The 16,845-nt window shown below is 67.0% G+C and carries 13 protein-coding genes and 1 pseudogene; 5 read left to right on the forward strand and 9 right to left on the reverse strand.

What is annotated here, in order from left to right; translation table 11 throughout:
- Positions 1–24: 24 nt before the first annotated feature.
- Complete coding sequence (locus tag NSQ78_RS18310; protein WP_049466707.1) at positions 25–1,314, reverse strand: sugar MFS transporter; 1,290 nt, start codon at positions 1,312–1,314, stop codon at positions 25–27.
- Between the two features lie 376 nt (positions 1,315–1,690).
- Between NSQ78_RS18310 and NSQ78_RS18315 the strand changes: the two genes are divergently transcribed.
- The 3 genes from NSQ78_RS18315 to NSQ78_RS18325 all read left to right on the forward strand — a co-directional run bounded on the left by NSQ78_RS18315 (position 1,691) and on the right by NSQ78_RS18325 (position 7,983).
- Positions 1,691–2,707, forward strand: coding sequence for a glucokinase family protein (locus NSQ78_RS18315; protein ID WP_053461389.1), 1,017 nt, complete (start codon positions 1,691–1,693; stop codon positions 2,705–2,707).
- 143 nt (positions 2,708–2,850) lie between these two features.
- Positions 2,851–5,514 carry a TonB-dependent receptor gene (locus NSQ78_RS18320; RefSeq protein WP_057494989.1) on the forward strand — a complete coding sequence of 888 codons (2,664 nt, stop codon included), beginning with the start codon at positions 2,851–2,853 and terminating at the stop codon, positions 5,512–5,514.
- A gap of 111 nt (positions 5,515–5,625) precedes the next feature.
- A complete protein-coding gene (locus tag NSQ78_RS18325; protein WP_064239193.1) occupies positions 5,626–7,983 on the forward strand; it encodes a family 20 glycosylhydrolase in 2,358 nt (785 codons plus the stop codon).
- A gap of 105 nt (positions 7,984–8,088) precedes the next feature.
- On the opposite strand, the gene NSQ78_RS18330 is transcribed toward NSQ78_RS18325, so the two are convergent.
- Both NSQ78_RS18330 and NSQ78_RS18335 read right to left on the reverse strand, forming a co-directional pair.
- The gene (locus NSQ78_RS18330) at positions 8,089–8,481 is read right to left on the reverse strand and encodes a VanZ family protein (protein ID WP_064239194.1); all 393 of its coding nucleotides are present in this window, start codon (positions 8,479–8,481) and stop codon (positions 8,089–8,091) included.
- Positions 8,478–9,662, reverse strand: coding sequence for an SAM-dependent methyltransferase (locus NSQ78_RS18335; RefSeq protein ID WP_064239195.1), 1,185 nt, complete (start codon positions 9,660–9,662; stop codon positions 8,478–8,480). Before NSQ78_RS18335 ends, NSQ78_RS18330 begins: the two co-directional genes overlap by 4 nt.
- 59 nt (positions 9,663–9,721) lie before the next feature.
- On the opposite strand from NSQ78_RS18335, the gene NSQ78_RS18340 reads away from it, so the two are divergent.
- Positions 9,722–10,459 (forward strand): pteridine reductase, encoded by a 738-nt coding sequence (locus NSQ78_RS18340; RefSeq protein ID WP_049466695.1) that lies wholly within the window; start codon positions 9,722–9,724, stop codon positions 10,457–10,459.
- 62 nt (positions 10,460–10,521) lie between these two features.
- On the opposite strand, the gene folK is transcribed toward NSQ78_RS18340, so the two are convergent.
- Complete coding sequence (gene folK / locus NSQ78_RS18345) at positions 10,522–11,007, reverse strand: 2-amino-4-hydroxy-6-hydroxymethyldihydropteridine diphosphokinase (RefSeq protein WP_049466693.1); 486 nt, start codon at positions 11,005–11,007, stop codon at positions 10,522–10,524.
- Positions 11,008–11,098: 91 nt separating this feature from the next.
- Between folK and NSQ78_RS18350 the strand changes: the two are divergent.
- A pseudogene (locus tag NSQ78_RS18350) lies at positions 11,099–11,841 on the forward strand (20S proteasome subunit A/B).
- 441 nt (positions 11,842–12,282) lie between these two features.
- Here the strand turns inward: NSQ78_RS18350 and NSQ78_RS18355 are convergent.
- From NSQ78_RS18355 to NSQ78_RS18375, 5 genes are all read right to left on the reverse strand, one after another.
- On the reverse strand, positions 12,283–12,417 hold the full coding sequence (locus NSQ78_RS18355) for a hypothetical protein (RefSeq protein WP_339207084.1): 135 nt from the start codon (positions 12,415–12,417) through the stop codon (positions 12,283–12,285).
- A gap of 48 nt (positions 12,418–12,465) precedes the next feature.
- A complete protein-coding gene (locus NSQ78_RS18360) occupies positions 12,466–13,977 on the reverse strand; it encodes an ATP-binding protein (RefSeq protein WP_064239197.1) in 1,512 nt (503 codons plus the stop codon).
- Between the two features lie 4 nt (positions 13,978–13,981).
- Entirely contained in the window at positions 13,982–14,422 is a 441-nt protein-coding gene (locus NSQ78_RS18365; RefSeq protein WP_053461396.1) for a response regulator, read from the reverse strand.
- Positions 14,419–16,236 carry an ATP-binding protein gene (locus tag NSQ78_RS18370; protein WP_064239198.1) on the reverse strand — a complete coding sequence of 606 codons (1,818 nt, stop codon included), beginning with the start codon at positions 16,234–16,236 and terminating at the stop codon, positions 14,419–14,421. Before NSQ78_RS18370 ends, NSQ78_RS18365 begins: the two co-directional genes overlap by 4 nt.
- Positions 16,237–16,429: 193 nt before the next feature.
- Positions 16,430–16,813 carry a BON domain-containing protein gene (locus NSQ78_RS18375; protein WP_049467929.1) on the reverse strand — a complete coding sequence of 128 codons (384 nt, stop codon included), beginning with the start codon at positions 16,811–16,813 and terminating at the stop codon, positions 16,430–16,432.
- Positions 16,814–16,845 lie beyond the last annotated feature (32 nt).

A 16,845-nucleotide genomic window follows, 5' to 3' on the forward strand; every position in this document is an offset into this window, starting at 1 on the left:
TTGGCTGCCGTCCATCATCGCCGATCAGGCCTTGTCCTGCGGCAGGCCGGCGCGGTGGCCGATCACCGAGTAGAACAGGATGTACAGGTAGCACGGCACCATCAGCAGCACGAACACCAGCTGGAAGTCGATGTGCTGCTTGAGCACGGCGAACAGCTGCGGAATGATCGCGCCGCCGGCGATGCCCATCACCAGCAGCGCCGAGCCGGTCTCGGTGAAACGGCCCAGGCCGCGGATCGCCAGCGGGAAGATCGCCGGCCACATCATGGCGTTGGCGAAGCCCAGCAGGGCCACGAAGGCCACCGAGACGTAGCCGTGGGTGGCCCAGGCGCCCAGGCAGAACACCACGCCCAGCACGGCCGAGAAGGTCAGGTAGCGCGACTGCGACACCACGTTGGGGATCAGCAGCAGGCCGACGACATAGCCGACCAGCATCGCGCCCAGGGTCAGCGAGGTGAACATCTTGGTCTGGTCCAGCGGCAGGTCGAAACCATGGCCGTAGGTACCGATCGCATCACCGGCCATCACCTCCACGCCCACGTAGACGAACAGGCACAACACGCCCAGCCACAGGTGCGGGAACTGGAAGATGCTGCGCCGCTCGGCGGCACCGGCGGCGACCGGTGTGGCGTTGGCTTCGGACGACTTGATTTCCGGCAGCGGCGAGAACAGCACGGCCACCGCCAGCACCACCAGCAGCGCGGCCATCGCCAGGTACGGGGTGTGGATCTTGGCAGCGAACTCGTTCAGCAGCGCGGCCTTGGTGACCGCATCAGCCGCCTGCACCTGCGCATCAAGGTCGCCGATGCCATGCAGCACCAGCGTGCCGATCAGCACCGGGGCGAGCATGCCGGCGATCTTGTTGCAGATGCCCATCAGCGCGATGCGGCGCGCTGCGGTCTCGATCGGGCCGAGGATGGAAATGTAGGGGTTGATCGCGGTCTGCAGCAGGGCCAGGCCGCTGCCGATCACGAACAGGCCGCCGAGCGCGCCCGGGTACCAGCGCTGGGTGGCGAATTCGCCGAACAGGGCGGCCCCCCCGGCCATCACCAGCAGGCTCAGGCTCAGGCCCTTCTTCATGCCGGTACGGCGCAGGATCCACGACGCTGGCAGGGCCAGGAAGAAGTAGGACAGGTAGAACACCATCAGCACCAGGAAGGCGCCGACCTCACTGAGTTCGAAGGCCAGCTTGACGAAGGTGATCAGCGGACCGTTGAGCCAGGTGAAGAAGCCGATCAGGAAGAACAGCACGCCGACGATGGCGATGGAGGTGGCCACGTTCGGGCGCGCGCTTGCAGCGGGGACGGCGGACATCAGGAGGGCTCCTGCGGCGACGGCCGCAGAACGCGGCGTCGGAGAGTGGCTGGGAACAACGTTGTCACATTCTTTCGATGGACAACGGCGGTTTGTCAACTTCCATCCGACGCCCCCTGCTACCCATGTTGCACTGCGCAAGGGAGTGGCCGTGCATCACGCTGAATGCGCTGGGCAGCTTGAGCCCCATAGCACAACGGTTCCCGCGTGAATCCCGCATTCACGCCATGTAAACGTTTACCACGTGGCGCATTCGTTGCGGCGCAGCAACGAAAGTGTCACGAACTCGTTGACATCGTTGTCAGCGCGGTTACAGACTCCGGCCCAATCGCCGCTCCCGATCCCGGGGCCGGCCCCACCTGCAGCAGGAGCCCGCGTGACCGCCAGCCACCCCGCCCCGGCCCATGTCCTGTCCCGCGTCGCGCCCTCGTTCCTGGCCGCCGACGTCGGTGGCACCCATGTGCGCGTGGCCCGGGTCCAGGCCAGCGGCGATGCCGCCCATCCGGTGCAGGTGCTGGAATACCGCAAGTACCGCAACGCCGACCACGCCGGTCTCAGCGCGATCCTGTCCGACTTCCTGGGCGAAGGCCCGCGCCCCACGCACTGCGTGGTCGCCAGCGCCGGCTACGCCCGCGAGGACGGCACCGTGATCACCGCCAACCTGCCGTGGCCGTTGTCGGCGCGCCAGGTGGAAGCCGATGTGGGCCTGCAGCGGGTCTACATCGTCAACGACTTCGAGGCGGTGGCCTACGCTGCCGCGCAGGTCGACGCCAGCGGCGTGCTGCACCTGTGCGGCCCGGACACCGCCGCGCGTGGCCCGACCCTGGTGGTCGGCCCCGGCACCGGCCTGGGCGCCGCGCTGTGGATCCCCACCGCGCACGGCCCGGTGGTGCTGCCCACCGAAGCCGGCCAGCCGACCCTGGCGGCCAGCACCGAACTGGAAATGGCCATCGTCCGCCACATGCAGCGTGATCGCGCCCATGTGTCGATCGAGCATGCGATCTCCGGCCCGGGCCTGATGAACCTGTACCGCGCGGTCTGCGCGCTGCAGGGGCAGGCGCCGACGCTGGCCAGCCCCGATGCGGTCACCGCTGCGGCCATGGCCGATACCGATGCACGCGCGCGCCAGGCGCTGGATGTGTTCTGCGGCCTGCTCGGCAGCACCATCGGTGACATGGCGCTGTTCTACGGCGCGCATGGGGGCGTCTACCTGGCCGGCGGCATCCTGCCGCAGATCCGCGAATACCTGCATGCCAGCACGTTCGTCGAGCGCTACCTGCAGAAGGGACCGATGGGCGAAGCGCTGGCACGCATCCCGGTGAAGGTCGTCGAGCACGGCCAGCTGGGCGTGGTCGGCGCGGCCAGCTGGTACCTGCAGCAGTCCGCGGCCTGACACCGCAACAGGCTTCAACGCAATCGCAGCACGCAGTACGTGGCACGCCAACGCACGGGACTTCGCCGCCGCCCCGCGCATGTCATCGCAACCGTTATCGAACACCGCCGCCGGCATCCAATCGAGTGATGAGGAGAGACATCATGAACACCCGCAAGACCCTGCTTTCGGCCGCCATCGTCAGCTGCATCGCCTTCAGTGCGCACGCGCAGCAGGCTGCCCCGACCGCCACCGACCTGGACACCGTGACCGTTACCGGCATCCGTGGCTCGATGGAAAAATCGCTGGACACCAAGCGCGAAGCCAATGCGCGCGTGGAAGTGGTCACCGCCGAAGACGTGGGCAAGCTGCCGGCGCACAACGTTGCCGACACCCTGCAGCGCCTGCCGGGCGTCAACATCAGCTCGTCCAGCGCCGATGAAGGCGGCTTCGATGAAGCCGACCGTGTCAGCCTGCGCGGCACCAGCCCGAGCCTGACCCAGACCCTGATCAACGGCCACACCGTCGGTTCGGCCGACTGGTTCGTGCTCAGCCAGGGCAACAACGTCGGCCGCAGCGTCAGCTACTCGCTGCTGCCGTCCGAACTGGTCAGCTCGGTGGAAGTGAACAAGTCCTCGCAGGCCAAGCTGCAGGACGGCGGCACCACCGGCACCGTCAACATCATCACGCGCAAGCCGCTGGAGTTCTCCAAGCCTTTCACTGCGGAAGGCTCGATCGGCCTGGTGCGCTCGGACCAGGCCAAGTCGAACGACCCACAGTATTCGGCGCTGTTCAACTACAAGAACGACGAAGGCACCTTTGGCGTGATGGTGCAGGGCTTCAGCCAGAAGCGCGAACTGCGCCGTGAAGCGCAGGAAATCCCGGGTGGCTTCTTCAAGATCGGCGCAAACGATCCGGTCGCCAGGACCAATCCGGACCTGATCGGCGTCAACGTTCCGGGCCTGCTGGGTTCGACCCTGTTCGAACAGACCCGCGAGCGCAAGGGCGGCCTGGTCTCGCTGCAGTTCAAGCCGAGTGACAGCCTCACCCTCGGCCTGAATGGTTTCAGCTCCGAGCTGAAGGCGAACAACTACAACCGCAACTTCATGATGTTCGGCAACAGCTTCGCCAAGTCGCAGGCGCCGGATCCGGGCTATGTGGTCAAGGATGGCGTGCTGACCAATGCCACCTACCGGGGCGTGCCGGGCACCGACTACGCGGTGTACGACATGATCTATCGTGAGTCGAAGGCCAAGTCGAGCTATGTCACCTTCGATGCCGACTGGCAGATCAACGACAGCCTGACGGCAAAATTCCAGGCCGGCAGCACCAAGGGCACCGGCGAAACGCCGCGCCAGTACATCGCCGAAGTCACCCTGGCCAACGGCGGCGGCGCCAGCTGGGCCACCCACGGCAATGGCTCGCCGATCGACTGGAACGTCGGCGGCGACATCTCGCCCAACGGCGTGACCAGCTTCGGCACCTGGGGCAACCAGCAGGTCACCGCCGAAGACAAGGAGAAGTGGGCCACGCTCGACTTCAACCAGTACTTCAACGATGGCGGCGTGCTGAGCTCGATCGACTTCGGCCTGCGTTTCGCCGACCACAAGCGCGAAGCACTGTCGCCGGAAGGCGCAACGCCGGGTGACATCTGGAGCGCACTGAAGAACGGCGCGACGGCCAACTATCCCAGCGGCTTTGCCGGTGACATCGGCGGCACCTTCCCGCGCAACCTCTGGTACTTCACGCCGGGCGCGCTGAAGGACGCGGTGACCAACAACTCCACCTGGCTGGCCGGCAATGATGGCCCGACCGGTCGCCACAACTACGGCGCCGAATGGAAGGTGAAGGAAAAGAACTTCGCCGGCTACGTGCAGGCCAACTTCCGCGGCGACTGGTGGAGCGGCAACGTCGGCCTGCGCTACGTCAACATCAAGCAGGACATCGACACCTACAACGCCGTCAGCAAGGCCGCCGATGCCGATGTCAGCAGCCTGTTCGGCATGTGGGAGCGCCTGGCCTTCCAGAACAAGCGCAACCGTGTGCTGCCCAGCGCCAACATCAAGTTCGACCTGGACGACTCGCTGGTGCTGCGCGTCGCCGCCTCGCAGACCCAGACCCTGCCGGACTACTCGGCACTGGGTGCCTCCTCGTACGGTTCGGACCTGAACCGCACCGGCGGCGGCGGCAATCCGAACCTCAAGCCGACCCTGTCCACCAACCTGGACGCCAACCTGGAGTGGTACTTCATGCCGCGCGGCCTGCTGTCGGTGGGCGCGTATCACATGGACCTGAAGGACTACATCGCCTTCGACGTGGTCTCGCGCCAGCTGTACAGCGAACTGACCAACCAGCTCGAGACCTACCAGATCTCCACCCCGATCAATGCCGACGGCAAGGTCACCGGCGTGGAAGTGGCCTACGAGCAGCCGATCGGCGAGTACTTCGGCATCAATGCCAACTACACCTATGCCAACGGCACCACCTCGCATACCTGGTCGGATGGCTCGCACAACCTGCTGGGCACCTCGAAGAACACCTACAACGTGGGTGCCTACTTCGAGAACGAGCGCTTCGGTGCCCGCGTCAGCTACACCCGCCGTTCCTCGTTCCTGATCAGCCTGTCCGGTACCAATCCGTACTACCAGGATGACTTCGGCACGCTGTCGGCATCGCTGAGCTTCAAGGCCACCGATTGGCTGAGCATCAGCCTGGATGGCCTGAACCTCAACAACCCGACCTACAAGTACTACCAGACCGCGGCCATCCCGACCTCGTTCTACAGCAACGGTCGCCAGTACTACCTCAACTTCCGCTTCAAGTACTGATCCAGCGGCAGCAACATCGCCGAGTCGTGCACGCACGCCGGGCCTGGGTCATTCCGGGCCCGGCGTTTTTCATGTATAGCGTTCATCGCACCGTTCCAAGGAGTCGTTCCGATGGTCAAGCCTTCCCGCGCCCGGATGCGCAGCGCGCTGCTGCTGGGCAGCCTGATCGCCCTGCTGCCGGCACTGCCGGCGCTGGCCGCCGATCCTACGCCCGCCACCGAAGCCCCCGGCCCGCAGCTGCGCACCGGCAGCCTGATGCTGATTCCCGCGCCAGCCACTGTGCAACGCGGCCAGGGCAGCGGCATCACCGTGCGCGCCGATACCGTGCTGCTGGCCGAAGGCGAGGCCGCACAGCGCGTCGCCAGCCAGTTCGCCGACCTGCTGGCGCGCAGTGGCGGCCCGCGCCTGGCGCTGGCCAAGGGCAAGACGGCGGCCAGGACCGGTGGCATCCGCTTCCAGATCGTGCCCACCTTCCGCGACAGCGGTGAGAGCTACACGCTGGAAAGCACCGCACAGGGCGTAGTGGTACAGGCCGGCAACGAAACCGGCCTGTTCTATGGCGCAACCACCCTCGCCCAGCTCGCCACCGGCGGCAGCAACGGCGTGCTGCCGGCAGTGCAGATCCAGGACGCGCCACGCTTCAGCTGGCGCGGTTTCATGCTCGACTCGGCACGGCATTTCCAGAGCCTGGACGAGATCAAGCGCGTGCTCGATGCGATGGCCGCGCACAAGCTGAACACCTTCCATTGGCACCTGACCGATGACCAGGGCTGGCGCATGGAGATCAAGCGCTACCCGAAGCTGACCGAAGTGGGCAGCTGCCGCCTGCCGGCCGGCGACGGTGGCATCGATCCGGTCACTGGCAAGGAGCATCCGTATTGCGGCTTCTACACGCAGGACCAGATCCGCGAAGTGATCGCCTATGCCGCGAAGCTGCATATCCAGGTGATTCCGGAAATCGATGTGCCGGGGCACGCGACCGCAGCGATTGCCGCGTACCCGGAACTGGGTTCGATCAATACCCCGCTGAAGCCGATCAGCGAATGGGGCGTGTTCCCGAACCTGTTCAATGTCGAAGACAGCACTGTCACCTTCCTCGAAAACGTGCTGGAAGAGGTGATTGCGCTGTTCCCGGCCAGGTACGTGCACGTCGGCGGCGACGAGGCGGTCAAGGACCAGTGGGAAGCCTCCAGGCAGGTCCAGCAGCGCATGCGTGCGCTGGGCATCAAGGATGAAATGGCCATGCAGAGCCACATCATCAAGCGTCTGGAGACCTTCCTGGAGGAGCACGACCGGCGCCTGATCGGCTGGGATGAAATCCTCCAAGGCGGGCTGCCGCCGCAGGCCACGGTGATGTCCTGGCAGGGCACCGAAGGTGGCCTGGCCGCGGCCAGTGCGGGCCATGACGTGGTCATGTCGCCGGTGGGCTACCTGTACCTGGACTACCTGCAGACGGCCTCGCCGAATGAACCTCCCGGCCGCCCGACCCAGGTCAACCTCGGCAAGCTGTACAACTTCGAACCGGTGCCGGCCGAGCTTGCGGCCGACAAGCGCCAGCACATCCTGGGCCTGCAGGCCAACATGTTCACCGAACACACGCGCACCTACGCGCGCCTGCAGCACAACCTGTTCCCACGCCTGGCCGCAGTGGCCGAGACCGGCTGGAGCACGCCGGAACATCGCGATTTCCGCGATTTCCTCGCACGCCTGCCGGCCCAGCTGCAGCGCTACCGCGCCTGGGGCCTGGCCTACGCGCAGACCCCGTTCGAAGTGGGCGTGGACTACACCGACAGCCGCGCGGCCAACACCGTGACCGTGTCGCTGGCCAACCCGCTGGGCTATGACGTGCGCTACAGCACCGATGGCCAGCCGGTGACCGCGCAGTCACCGCTGTACCAGCAACCGCTGACCGCGACGCTGCCGACCACCGTGCAGGCCGCCGCGTTCTACCAGGGCCAGATGCTGGCGGCGAAGCCGAGCATCGCCGCGTTCACCGCGCAGTCGCTGCTCAGCCGCCGCAGCGATGAGCTGCTCAGCTGCGTGGGCAAGAAGGGGCTGGTGCTGCGCCTGGAAGACGATGGCCCGCGCGAGGGAACGCGTGCGGTGTTCAACGTCGACATCTTCCAGCCGTGCTGGCGCTGGCCGCAGGCACAGCTGGACGGCATCGGCAGCGTGGAAGTCCGCGCGGGGCGCATTCCGTACTACTTCCAGCTGGCCCACGACGAGCCCAAGCGTCGCTTCGAGAAGCCCAAGCGCGCGCATGGGGAGATGCTGGTTCGTCGTGGCGACTGCAGCGGCAAGGTACTGGCGGAAGTGCCGTTGCCGGCCAAGCCGGATGCCGATGGCTTCGTGACGCTGCGTGCGGCGCTGCCGAAGGGGACGCAGGGCACCGCTGACCTGTGCATCAACTTCACCGGCGACACGCGCCCGGCGATGTGGGTGCTGGATGAGGTCACGCTGGGGAAATGACGGCAGGCCTGTACGGGTGGGTGCCGACCTTGGTCGGCACCTCGGGCACTTCATCCACGCATGGCGTGGATCTACGGTTAGGTGCCAACCTGGGTTGGCACGACGTTACCCGCGCCAGCGCAGCAGCAGGTCGCGCATGGGGGTCAATGCCGTGCCCATGCCCGCCAGCACGCCCACCGTGTTGGCGATGGCGTCCATCGGATCGGCCATGCGGTCATCGGTCAATGCACCCTGCGCAAACTCGATGCCGATGCCCATCAGCACCAGGCCCACGGCCACCCACAGCAGCGGACGACCGCGACGGAACAGCTGCACCGCGCTGCCGGCCAGGATGAAGTAAGCGAGGACGTGTTCGCCCTTGTCGCCGTTTTCCGGCAGCGGGATCGGCGGTGGCGGGATCAGGCAGACCACGATCACCAGCAGCACCGCCAATGTCCAAAGCGCGATCCACAGCCGCGGCCGCCGCAGCGGCTTGATCAGCGGCAGCGCATCGCTCACAGGCGCCAGCTCAGGTCACCCAGCTCGAAGGCGGGCTCGAAGTCGACGCCGCGCTGCAGGCCGATCGCCTGGAAGCGCTCCCCCATCTCGGTCGGCAGGGTCAGCTTCTTCACCTGGTCGCGCAGCTGGATACGGCCGACTTCATCGGTGCGTTCCTCGGCCAGCGACAGCACCTGGTCCAGGCCGTTGCCGAGCAGGAAGCTGGCCTGGCTGCAGTAGCCCGCCAGCTCGAAACCGCCGTGCATGCCGGCCTCGGCCATCGCGGTGAAATCCACCGACGCGGTGATGTCCTGCAGGCCCGGCCAGCGGTGCACGTCGTTGTGCACGTGGTGGCGGTAGAACGCGCGCACGGTGCCCTCATCGCGGTCGTGCTGGTAGAACTCGCCACGGTTGTAACCGTAGTCGATGAACAGCATCGCGCCGCGCTGCAGGCCACCCGCCACTGCCTGCAACCAGTACGGCAGCTGCGGCAGCACCTCGGAGCGGTAGCCCTCGGCGAAGGGGCGCTCCAGGTAGCGCTCGATGTGGCGCACCGCACCGTTGAGCAGGATGTCGGCCGGCTGCGCGCCACGGATGAAGTTGCCTTCGGCATCCAGCTCGACGGTTTCCTCGTAGACCTCGCCGTCCCGGATCAGGAAGCGCGGGGTCGGCAGCGCGTCAATCACCTCGTTGGCGAACACAACGCCTTCCCAGTCCTCTTCGAACGGGCGGTCGACCCAGTCCACGCGCGCGGCCAGCTCCGCCGGCAGGTTCTGCTGCAGCCGTTGCTGCTGGCGCTCGCGCAGGTCGGCGCTGGGTTCGAGGATGGCGTAGCGCGACGGCAGTGCATCAAGTTCCGCCAGGCGCAGCAGCACCGCCTCGGCGAATGCACCGGTGCCGCCCCCCAGTTCCAGCAGGCGCGACTGCGCGCCCAGCTGTGCGAATACCGGCGCCAGCGCATTGGCTACGCTGCCGGCGAACAGGCTGCCGAGCTCGGGCGCGGTGGTGAAATCGCCACTGCCACCAAACTTGCTGGCACCCGCGCTGTAATAGCCCCAGCCGGGCGCATACAGGCACAGCTCCATGAAGCGGGAAAACGGCATCGCCCCGCCATGGGCAAGGATTTCGGCGCGCAGGGCGGCCGCCAGCTGGTCGCTGTGGGCCAGGGCATCGGCTTCGGGCAGGGGGAAGGTGGGCTGCATGGCGTCTTCGAATGCGGTGACAATGGTGCACAGGATAGCCGAGCCTTGGAGGACCCTCGATGAGCGACACCCACCCCGTGGTCCTGATCACCGGCAGCGCACGCCGGATCGGTGCGGCCATCGCCCGCCAGTTCCATGCCTGCGGCTGGTCGGTGGTGCTGCACGCCCACACCTCCAGCGCCGAGCTGCAGCAGGCCGCGTTCGATTTCGACAACGTGCGCCCCGGCAGCGTGCTGGCCCTGCAGGCCGACCTGCGTGACGCCGACGCCCTGCCCGACCTGGTGGAACAGGCGGTTACCCACTTCGGCCGCCTGGATGCGCTGGTCAACAATGCTTCCAACTTCTTCCCCACTCCGCTCGGCCAGGTCACCGCTGAGGCGATGGACGCGCTGTATGCGGTCAACGCACGCGCGCCATTGCTGCTGTCACAGGCGGCGGCGCCCTACCTGCGCCGCCAGCAGGGCTGCATCGTCAATTTGACCGACCTGCACGGCACCGACCCGATGCGCGACCACATCGCCTACACCATGGCCAAGGCCGCGCTGGAGATGGCCACCCGCGCGCTGGCGCTGGAGCTGGCACCGAAGGTGCGGGTCAATGCGGTCGCGCCGGGGGCGATCCTGTGGCCGGAACAGGGCAAGGACGATTTCGCGCGCGAGGCGCTGCTGGCACGCACGCCGTTGGCGCGGATCGGCACGGTCGAGGAGATCGCCGAGGCGGTGTACTGGCTGGTGGCCGAGGCCAGCTTCGTGACCGGCCATACCCTGCGCGTGGATGGCGGGCGTACGGTCAGCTGAGAGGTTGTAGCCGGCCAGCGGCTTAAGATACCGGTAGTGCCGGCCGCTGGCCTACAACCCCGTCATTCCAGGTCAACCACCTCGAACGCCTCGCCAAACTGCGGGTGCGCGCGCCACAGCGTGGCCAGGTCCAGTCCGCTGACCGGATCGATGAAGTCCGGCGCGATGTCGGCCAGCGGCTTCAACACGAACGCGTGCTTCAGCTCCGGCCGCGGGATGCGCAGGTGACCCGGCCCTTCCACCACCAGGTCGCCATAGAACACCACGTCGATGTCCAGGGTGCGGTCGGAGAAGCGCGGCCCGCTGCGGTCGCGGCCATGCGCATCCTCCAGCGCATGCAGCCAGTCGTCCAGTTCCTGCAGCGGCAGGCCGGTCTCGATCGCCACCGCGTTGTTGAGGAAGGCCGGGCCATCGAAGCCGACCGCGGCAGTACGGTAGGCGGGCGAGACCTGCAGCGCGCCGAAGCGCTCGCGCAGGGCCGTCACCGCGGCGTGGAGGTAGCGGCGGGGCTGGACGTTGCTGCCCAGGCTCAGGAGCACGGTGGTCATGCGGTTCAGGTGACGGCACTTAGGGGGCGTGGACATGCCGTCGTCACGGCGGCCTGCCTACAATCCGGGACGCACATGATAGGGCACCGACATGACCTATTGCGTTGGAATCGAGGTGGACGAGGGCCTGGTCTTCGCTGCCGACACCCGGACCAATGCCTCGCTGGACGATGTGCGCGTGCATCGGAAGCTGCACGTGTTCGAGTATCCCGGCCAGGCAGCCTACGTGCTGATGGCGGCTGGCAACCTGGCCACCACCCAGCTGCTGGTGTCGCGCCTGGGCCGCGACGCCGCAGAACGGCGCATGCCCAACCTGCGCGACATGACCCACCTGTTCGAAGCCGCCGCGTATGTGGGCCAGCTGCTGGTGGACAGCCAGGTGCACAGCAGCCACAGCGAACACGGCCATGACGGGGTCAACACCCAGGCCACGCTGATCTTCGGCGGCCAGATCGCCGCGAGCGGCCCGGGCTGTACATGATCTACCCGCTCGGCAACGCCATTGCCGCCTCGCCGGAGACGCCCTACCTGCAGATCGGCGAATCCAAGTACGGCAAGCCGATCCTCGACCGCATCCTCAGCCCGGCCACGCACCTGGAGGATGCCGCGCGTACGGCGATCGTGTCGCTCGATTCCACCATCCGTTCCAATCTGTCGGTGGGCCTGCCGATCGATCTGGCGCTGCTGCGCGACGGCGAACTGCGCATCGGCCAGCAGCTGCGGCTGGGCGCGGATTCCACGCTGTATGCCGACATCCACCAGAACTGGTCGCGGCGGCTGGAACAGGCGGTGGACGCGCTGCCGCGCTTCCCCTGGGAAACCCTGGACCGGTAGTGCCGGCCGCTGGCCTACAACCGCGTTGATTCCACCACACAGGGATGTACCAGCGGCCGCACTACCGTGGCATCAGCCCAGCGCTTCGGCCACCGCGCGGAAGACCGGCTGCATCTGCTGCGGCTGGAACAGGCAGTGGATGCCTTGCCGCGCTTCCCTTGGGAATCCCTGGACCGGTAGTGCCGGCCGCTGGAACCGCATTGACCCGACCCCAGGGATGCTTACCAGCGGCGGCGCGCGGCACTACCGTGGCATCAGCCCAGCGCTTCGGCCACCGCGCGGAACACCTGCTGCATCTGCAGCGGCTGGAACAGGCAGTGGATGCCTTGCCGCGATTCCCTTGGGGAAACCCTGGACCGGTAGTGTAGGCCGCTGGTGCCTACAACCGCGTTGATCCCCCCACACAGGGATGTTGCCACCAGCGGCGTCACTACCGCGAGATCAGCCCAGCGCTTCGGCCACCGCGCGGAAGACCAGCTGCATCGGCTGCGGCTGGAACAGGCGGTGGATGCGCTGCCACGCTTCCCCCTGGGAAACCTCCGGACCGGTAGTGCCACCGCTGGTAAACAACCGCATTGATTCCACCGCACGGGATGTAGGCCAGCGGCCGGCACTACCGTGGCATCAGCCCAGCGCTTCGGCTACCGCTCGGAACACCTGCTGCATCTGCAGCGGCTTGCGCAGCACATGCACCTCCACGCCGGGCGGGAACGCATCGGCGGGCACCGCCACCGCCGCATCCTCCAGCACCAGCGCCGGCCCGCGATAGCCCAACGCGGCCATCTCGCCCAGCAGCTGGCTGGCCGGCAGCAGCTTGGAACCGGCATCGGCGATCACCAGGGCCGGCATCGCCTCCTGCTGCATCCAGCGCAGCGCCGCCGGGCCGTCGGACGCCAGCTGCAGCTGGTAGCCCTGGCTGGACAACGCATTGCCAAGCAGCGACAGGCGCGTGGCTTCGCCGTCGACGACCAGGATCGACTGCCCACTGCCCAACGCCACCAGCTGTTCGATCGGCTCGCTGCCGTCGCTGGCTTCGTGCATGGGCAAGCGCAGTTCGAAGCAGGTGCCTTGCCCCGGCTGGCTGCTGACATGGATGCTGCCGCCGGCGCCTTCCACGATGCGCTTGCAGGAAATCAGGCCCAGGCCGGTGCCATCGGCCTTGGTGGTGAAGAACGGATTGAACAGGTGCGACAACGTGTCCGCGTCCATGCCGATGCCTTCATCGGCCACGCAGATGCGCATCCAGTCCACGCCATCGCGCTGGCCGGCATGGCTGGCGGTCAGGCTCAGGCGGCCACCGTTGGGCATCGCCTGGATCGCGTTGAGCGCCAGGTTCAGCATCACCTGCTGCAGTTCGGTGTAGTTGGCGTCGACCACCAGGCCTTCATCCTGCACCAGCAGTTCCAGGCGCACGGCATCGGGCACGTTGCTGCGCAACAGCAGGGCCACCGCATCGAACAGGCCCTTGATCTCGATGCGCTCGCTCGGCTTGCGCGATCCGCGCACGAACGACAGCATCGATTCGGCCATCTCGTGGCCACGGCGGCCACACTCGGCGATGACATCGGCCAGGTGGTGCAGCTGCGGATCGTCGGTACGCGCCTTCAGCAGGTCCGGCATGATCAGCAACGGCTGCAGGATGTTGCGCAGGTCGTGGCTGAGCCCGGCGGCAAGCAGGGACAGGCTTTCCAAGCGCTGCGCACGCATCAGCTCGGTTTCCACGCGTGCACGCTCGACCGCACTGCGTGCATCGCGGATCGCACGCGCGACCGCCGAGGGCAGGCGTGCCGGCAGGTGCTTGATGATGTAGTCGTTGGCGCCCTTCTGCAGCGCCGCCACCGCGTTCTCCTCGCCCATGGTGCCGGAGACGAAGATGAAGGGCACTTCCGGCGAGGTCTCGCGCACGATGCGCAGCGCATCATCACCGGAGAACCCCGGCATGCTCAGGTCGGACAGCACGATGTCCGGCTGGAACGCGGCCAGTGCCTGGCGCAGTTCAGCCTCGCTCTCGACGCGCTCGAAACGGGCGTCCAGGCCCGCATCGAGCATCTGTTCGGACATCAGCTCGGCATCTTCCGGTGAATCCTCCACCAGCAGGATGCGCAGCGCCCCCAGGGCGGGACCGGTCAGGGGCATGGGCTCACTCGAGTTCCGGTGCCTGGTTGATCAACGCCCAGAACTTGCCCAGGGTCTGCACTGCGCCGAAGAACTGGTCCACATCCACCGGCTTGACCACGTAGGCGTTCACGCCCATGTCCCAGCTGCGGGCCAGATCGCTTTCCTCGCGCGAGGACGACAGGATCACCACGGGCAGGCGCTTGAGCTCCTCGTGCTCGCGGATCTGCCGCAGCACTTCTAGGCCATCCATGCGCGGCATCTTGATGTCCAGCAGCAGCACCGCCGGCAGGCCTTCCTCGCGCTCGGCAAAGGCGCCGCGACGCAGCAGGTAGTCCATCACTTCCACGCCGTCTTCGACGTGCACGATGGGATTGGCCAGGCGCGCCTCTTCCAGGGCATCGATCGCCATTTCGGCGTCGGCCGGGCTGTCTTCGGCGAGAAGGATGGTGCGCAGAGTGGTCATGCAGAAGGCCCTTGTTTGTCCGCGTCGTTCGCGGGAGGCAGGTAGAAGTGGAAGGTGGCGCCGACGTCCGGCTCGGCCTCGGCCCAGATGCGGCCGCCATGGCGGGTCAGCACGCGGCGCACGCTGGCCAGGCCGATGCCGGTGCCCGGATAATCGCTGGCCTTGTGCAGGCGCTGGAACACACCAAACAGTTTGCCGGCGTAAGCCATGTCAAAGCCTGCACCATTGTCGCTGACCGTGAACTGATGGCCGCCATCGGGCTGCGGCTGGTAGTCCACGCGGATCTTCGCCGGTTCACGGTTGCCCGAGTATTTCACTGCGTTGCCAAGCAGGTTCAGCCAGACCTGGCGGATCATGTTCTCGTCGCCCACCACGATCGGCAACGGCGCGATGCTCCACTCCACCCGGTGCGCATGACCGCTGTTCTCGGCCTCGGTCTGCAGGTTGGCATCGAGCATGGCGCGGGTATCGGCCACCAGCGACTGCATGTCCACGGCCTGCTGGCGCATCGCCGCACGGCCCAGGCGCGAGTAGACCAGCAGGTCGTCGATCAGCGCCGCCATGCGACGGGCGGAACTGGAGATCACCTCCAGGTAGTGGCGGCTCTTGTCATCGGCAGCATCGCCAAGGTGGCGCGACAGCTTGTCGGAGAATCCGGCCACGTGGCGCAGCGGCGCGCGCAGGTCGTGCGAGACCGAATAGCTGAAGGCTTCCAGCTCGCGGTTGACCTCGGACACCTGCGCGACCTTGCCTTCCAGCTGGCGGTTCAGCTCTTCCACGCGCAACTGCACTGCGCGCTGCAGGGTGACGTCGCTGATGGTCAGCAGCACCACCTCGTCATCGGTGTCGGGCAGCGGCATGCGGCGCGCATTGAGCATCATGTAGCGCACCATGCCATCGGCGGTACGCTGCTCATGCTCGAAGTCCCAGAGCTCGCGGCCACGCGACAACACATCGGCCAGGCGCTGGCGCACCACCGGATCCCCCCAGGCGCCGTCGCCGACGTTTTCCAGCAGCAGGCCATCGGCACGCTCGTCCTGCAGGTCGTACAGTTCGGCGAACGCCGGGTTGTGCAGCTGCACGCGCAGGTCGCGGTCGAGCAGCACGATGGGTTCGCGCACGGTCTGCAGTACCGACGCCGCACGCGCGGCCGAGCGCAGCGACTGGCGTTCGGCATGCAGGCGGCGGCCGATCTGCCGCTGCAGCAGCCACAGCACCAGGCCCAGCAGCGCCAGCTGGATCACCAGCGAGCTCCACGCGACCAGTTCGGTCTGCTTGCGCTGGCGCGCGGCCTGCTCGGCACGCCGTGCCAGCAGCGTCTGCTCGCTGGCCTGCAGTTCTTCCACCAGGCCACGGATCGGGTACCGCGTGCTCAGGTCCTGCACCAGTTCGCGCTGGTCGCTGTTCGGTTCGGACCGGGCCAGTTCGCGTGCCACCGCCAGGCGGCCGTCCAGCATCGATTCGATGCGGCCAATGCGGATCAGCTGCTCGGGGTTGTCGCGGGTCATCCGCCCAAGCTCGGCCAGTCGTCCGGGAATGTCGTTGGCCTTGGCCATGCGCTCGCGCAGGCCGGGCGCATCCACGCCCTTGGACAGGGTCAGGGCGGCCGATTCGACGTCGCGCACATCGGCCTGCAACTGTTGCAGTGCCACGCCCACGGCCTGGGTATGGTTGACCCAGGCCATCGCCTCTTCGCTGTCCTGCTGCAGTTTGCGCAGCGTCAACCACGGCACCACGATGATCGCGGCAGCCGCCAGCGCCAGGGCCGGCAACCGCCAGCGGTCCCAGATGTCGTCACTGAAAACCAGCGCCATAGTTCCTCGTCAGCACGGCCGCGGAGCGGGACCCGGGGCGGAGCCCGGCTGCGGCGGAACCGGCAATATAGCGCAGGCGGTCACAACTCTGGAGCCCGAAGCGCGGCAGGCTGAACGGGCTCACGCAGCCGGCCCCATACGCGAGTGGGCGCCCCTTGCGGGGCGCCCACCCTGTTCAACGCGTGGTGGCTGTTCAGCGCTTGGCGGCGGCGCTGACCTTCAGCGCGGCGGCATCGACGCGGGTCACGCCCTTGATGCCCTTGGCGGTATTGACTGCCTTGTCCTTCTCCGCCTGCGTGGCGACGGCGCCGCTCAGGCTGACCACGCCGTTCACGGTTTCCACCTTGATCTCGGTGCCCGGAACGTTGCTGCTGGCCAGCAGGTCAGCCTTCACCTTGGTGGTGATCCAGGTGTCGGTCACCGGCTCATTGGAGTCATGGCGATCGGCATGGGTGGTCGGGTGGGCACTGGTCGGCGGGCTCTTCGCGGCCGGATCCTTGGCGAATGCGGCCGAGGAGGACATGGCCAGGCCCAGCGTCAGGGCCGAGGCAATCAGCGTGCGGGTCGTATTGCTCATCGTGTCGTACTCCTTCGGAATGTGCTGCCAGT

This window comes from Stenotrophomonas sp. FSL W7-1447 (assembly GCF_037966425.1).
Classification (GTDB): Bacteria; Pseudomonadota; Gammaproteobacteria; order Xanthomonadales; family Xanthomonadaceae; genus Stenotrophomonas; species Stenotrophomonas pavanii.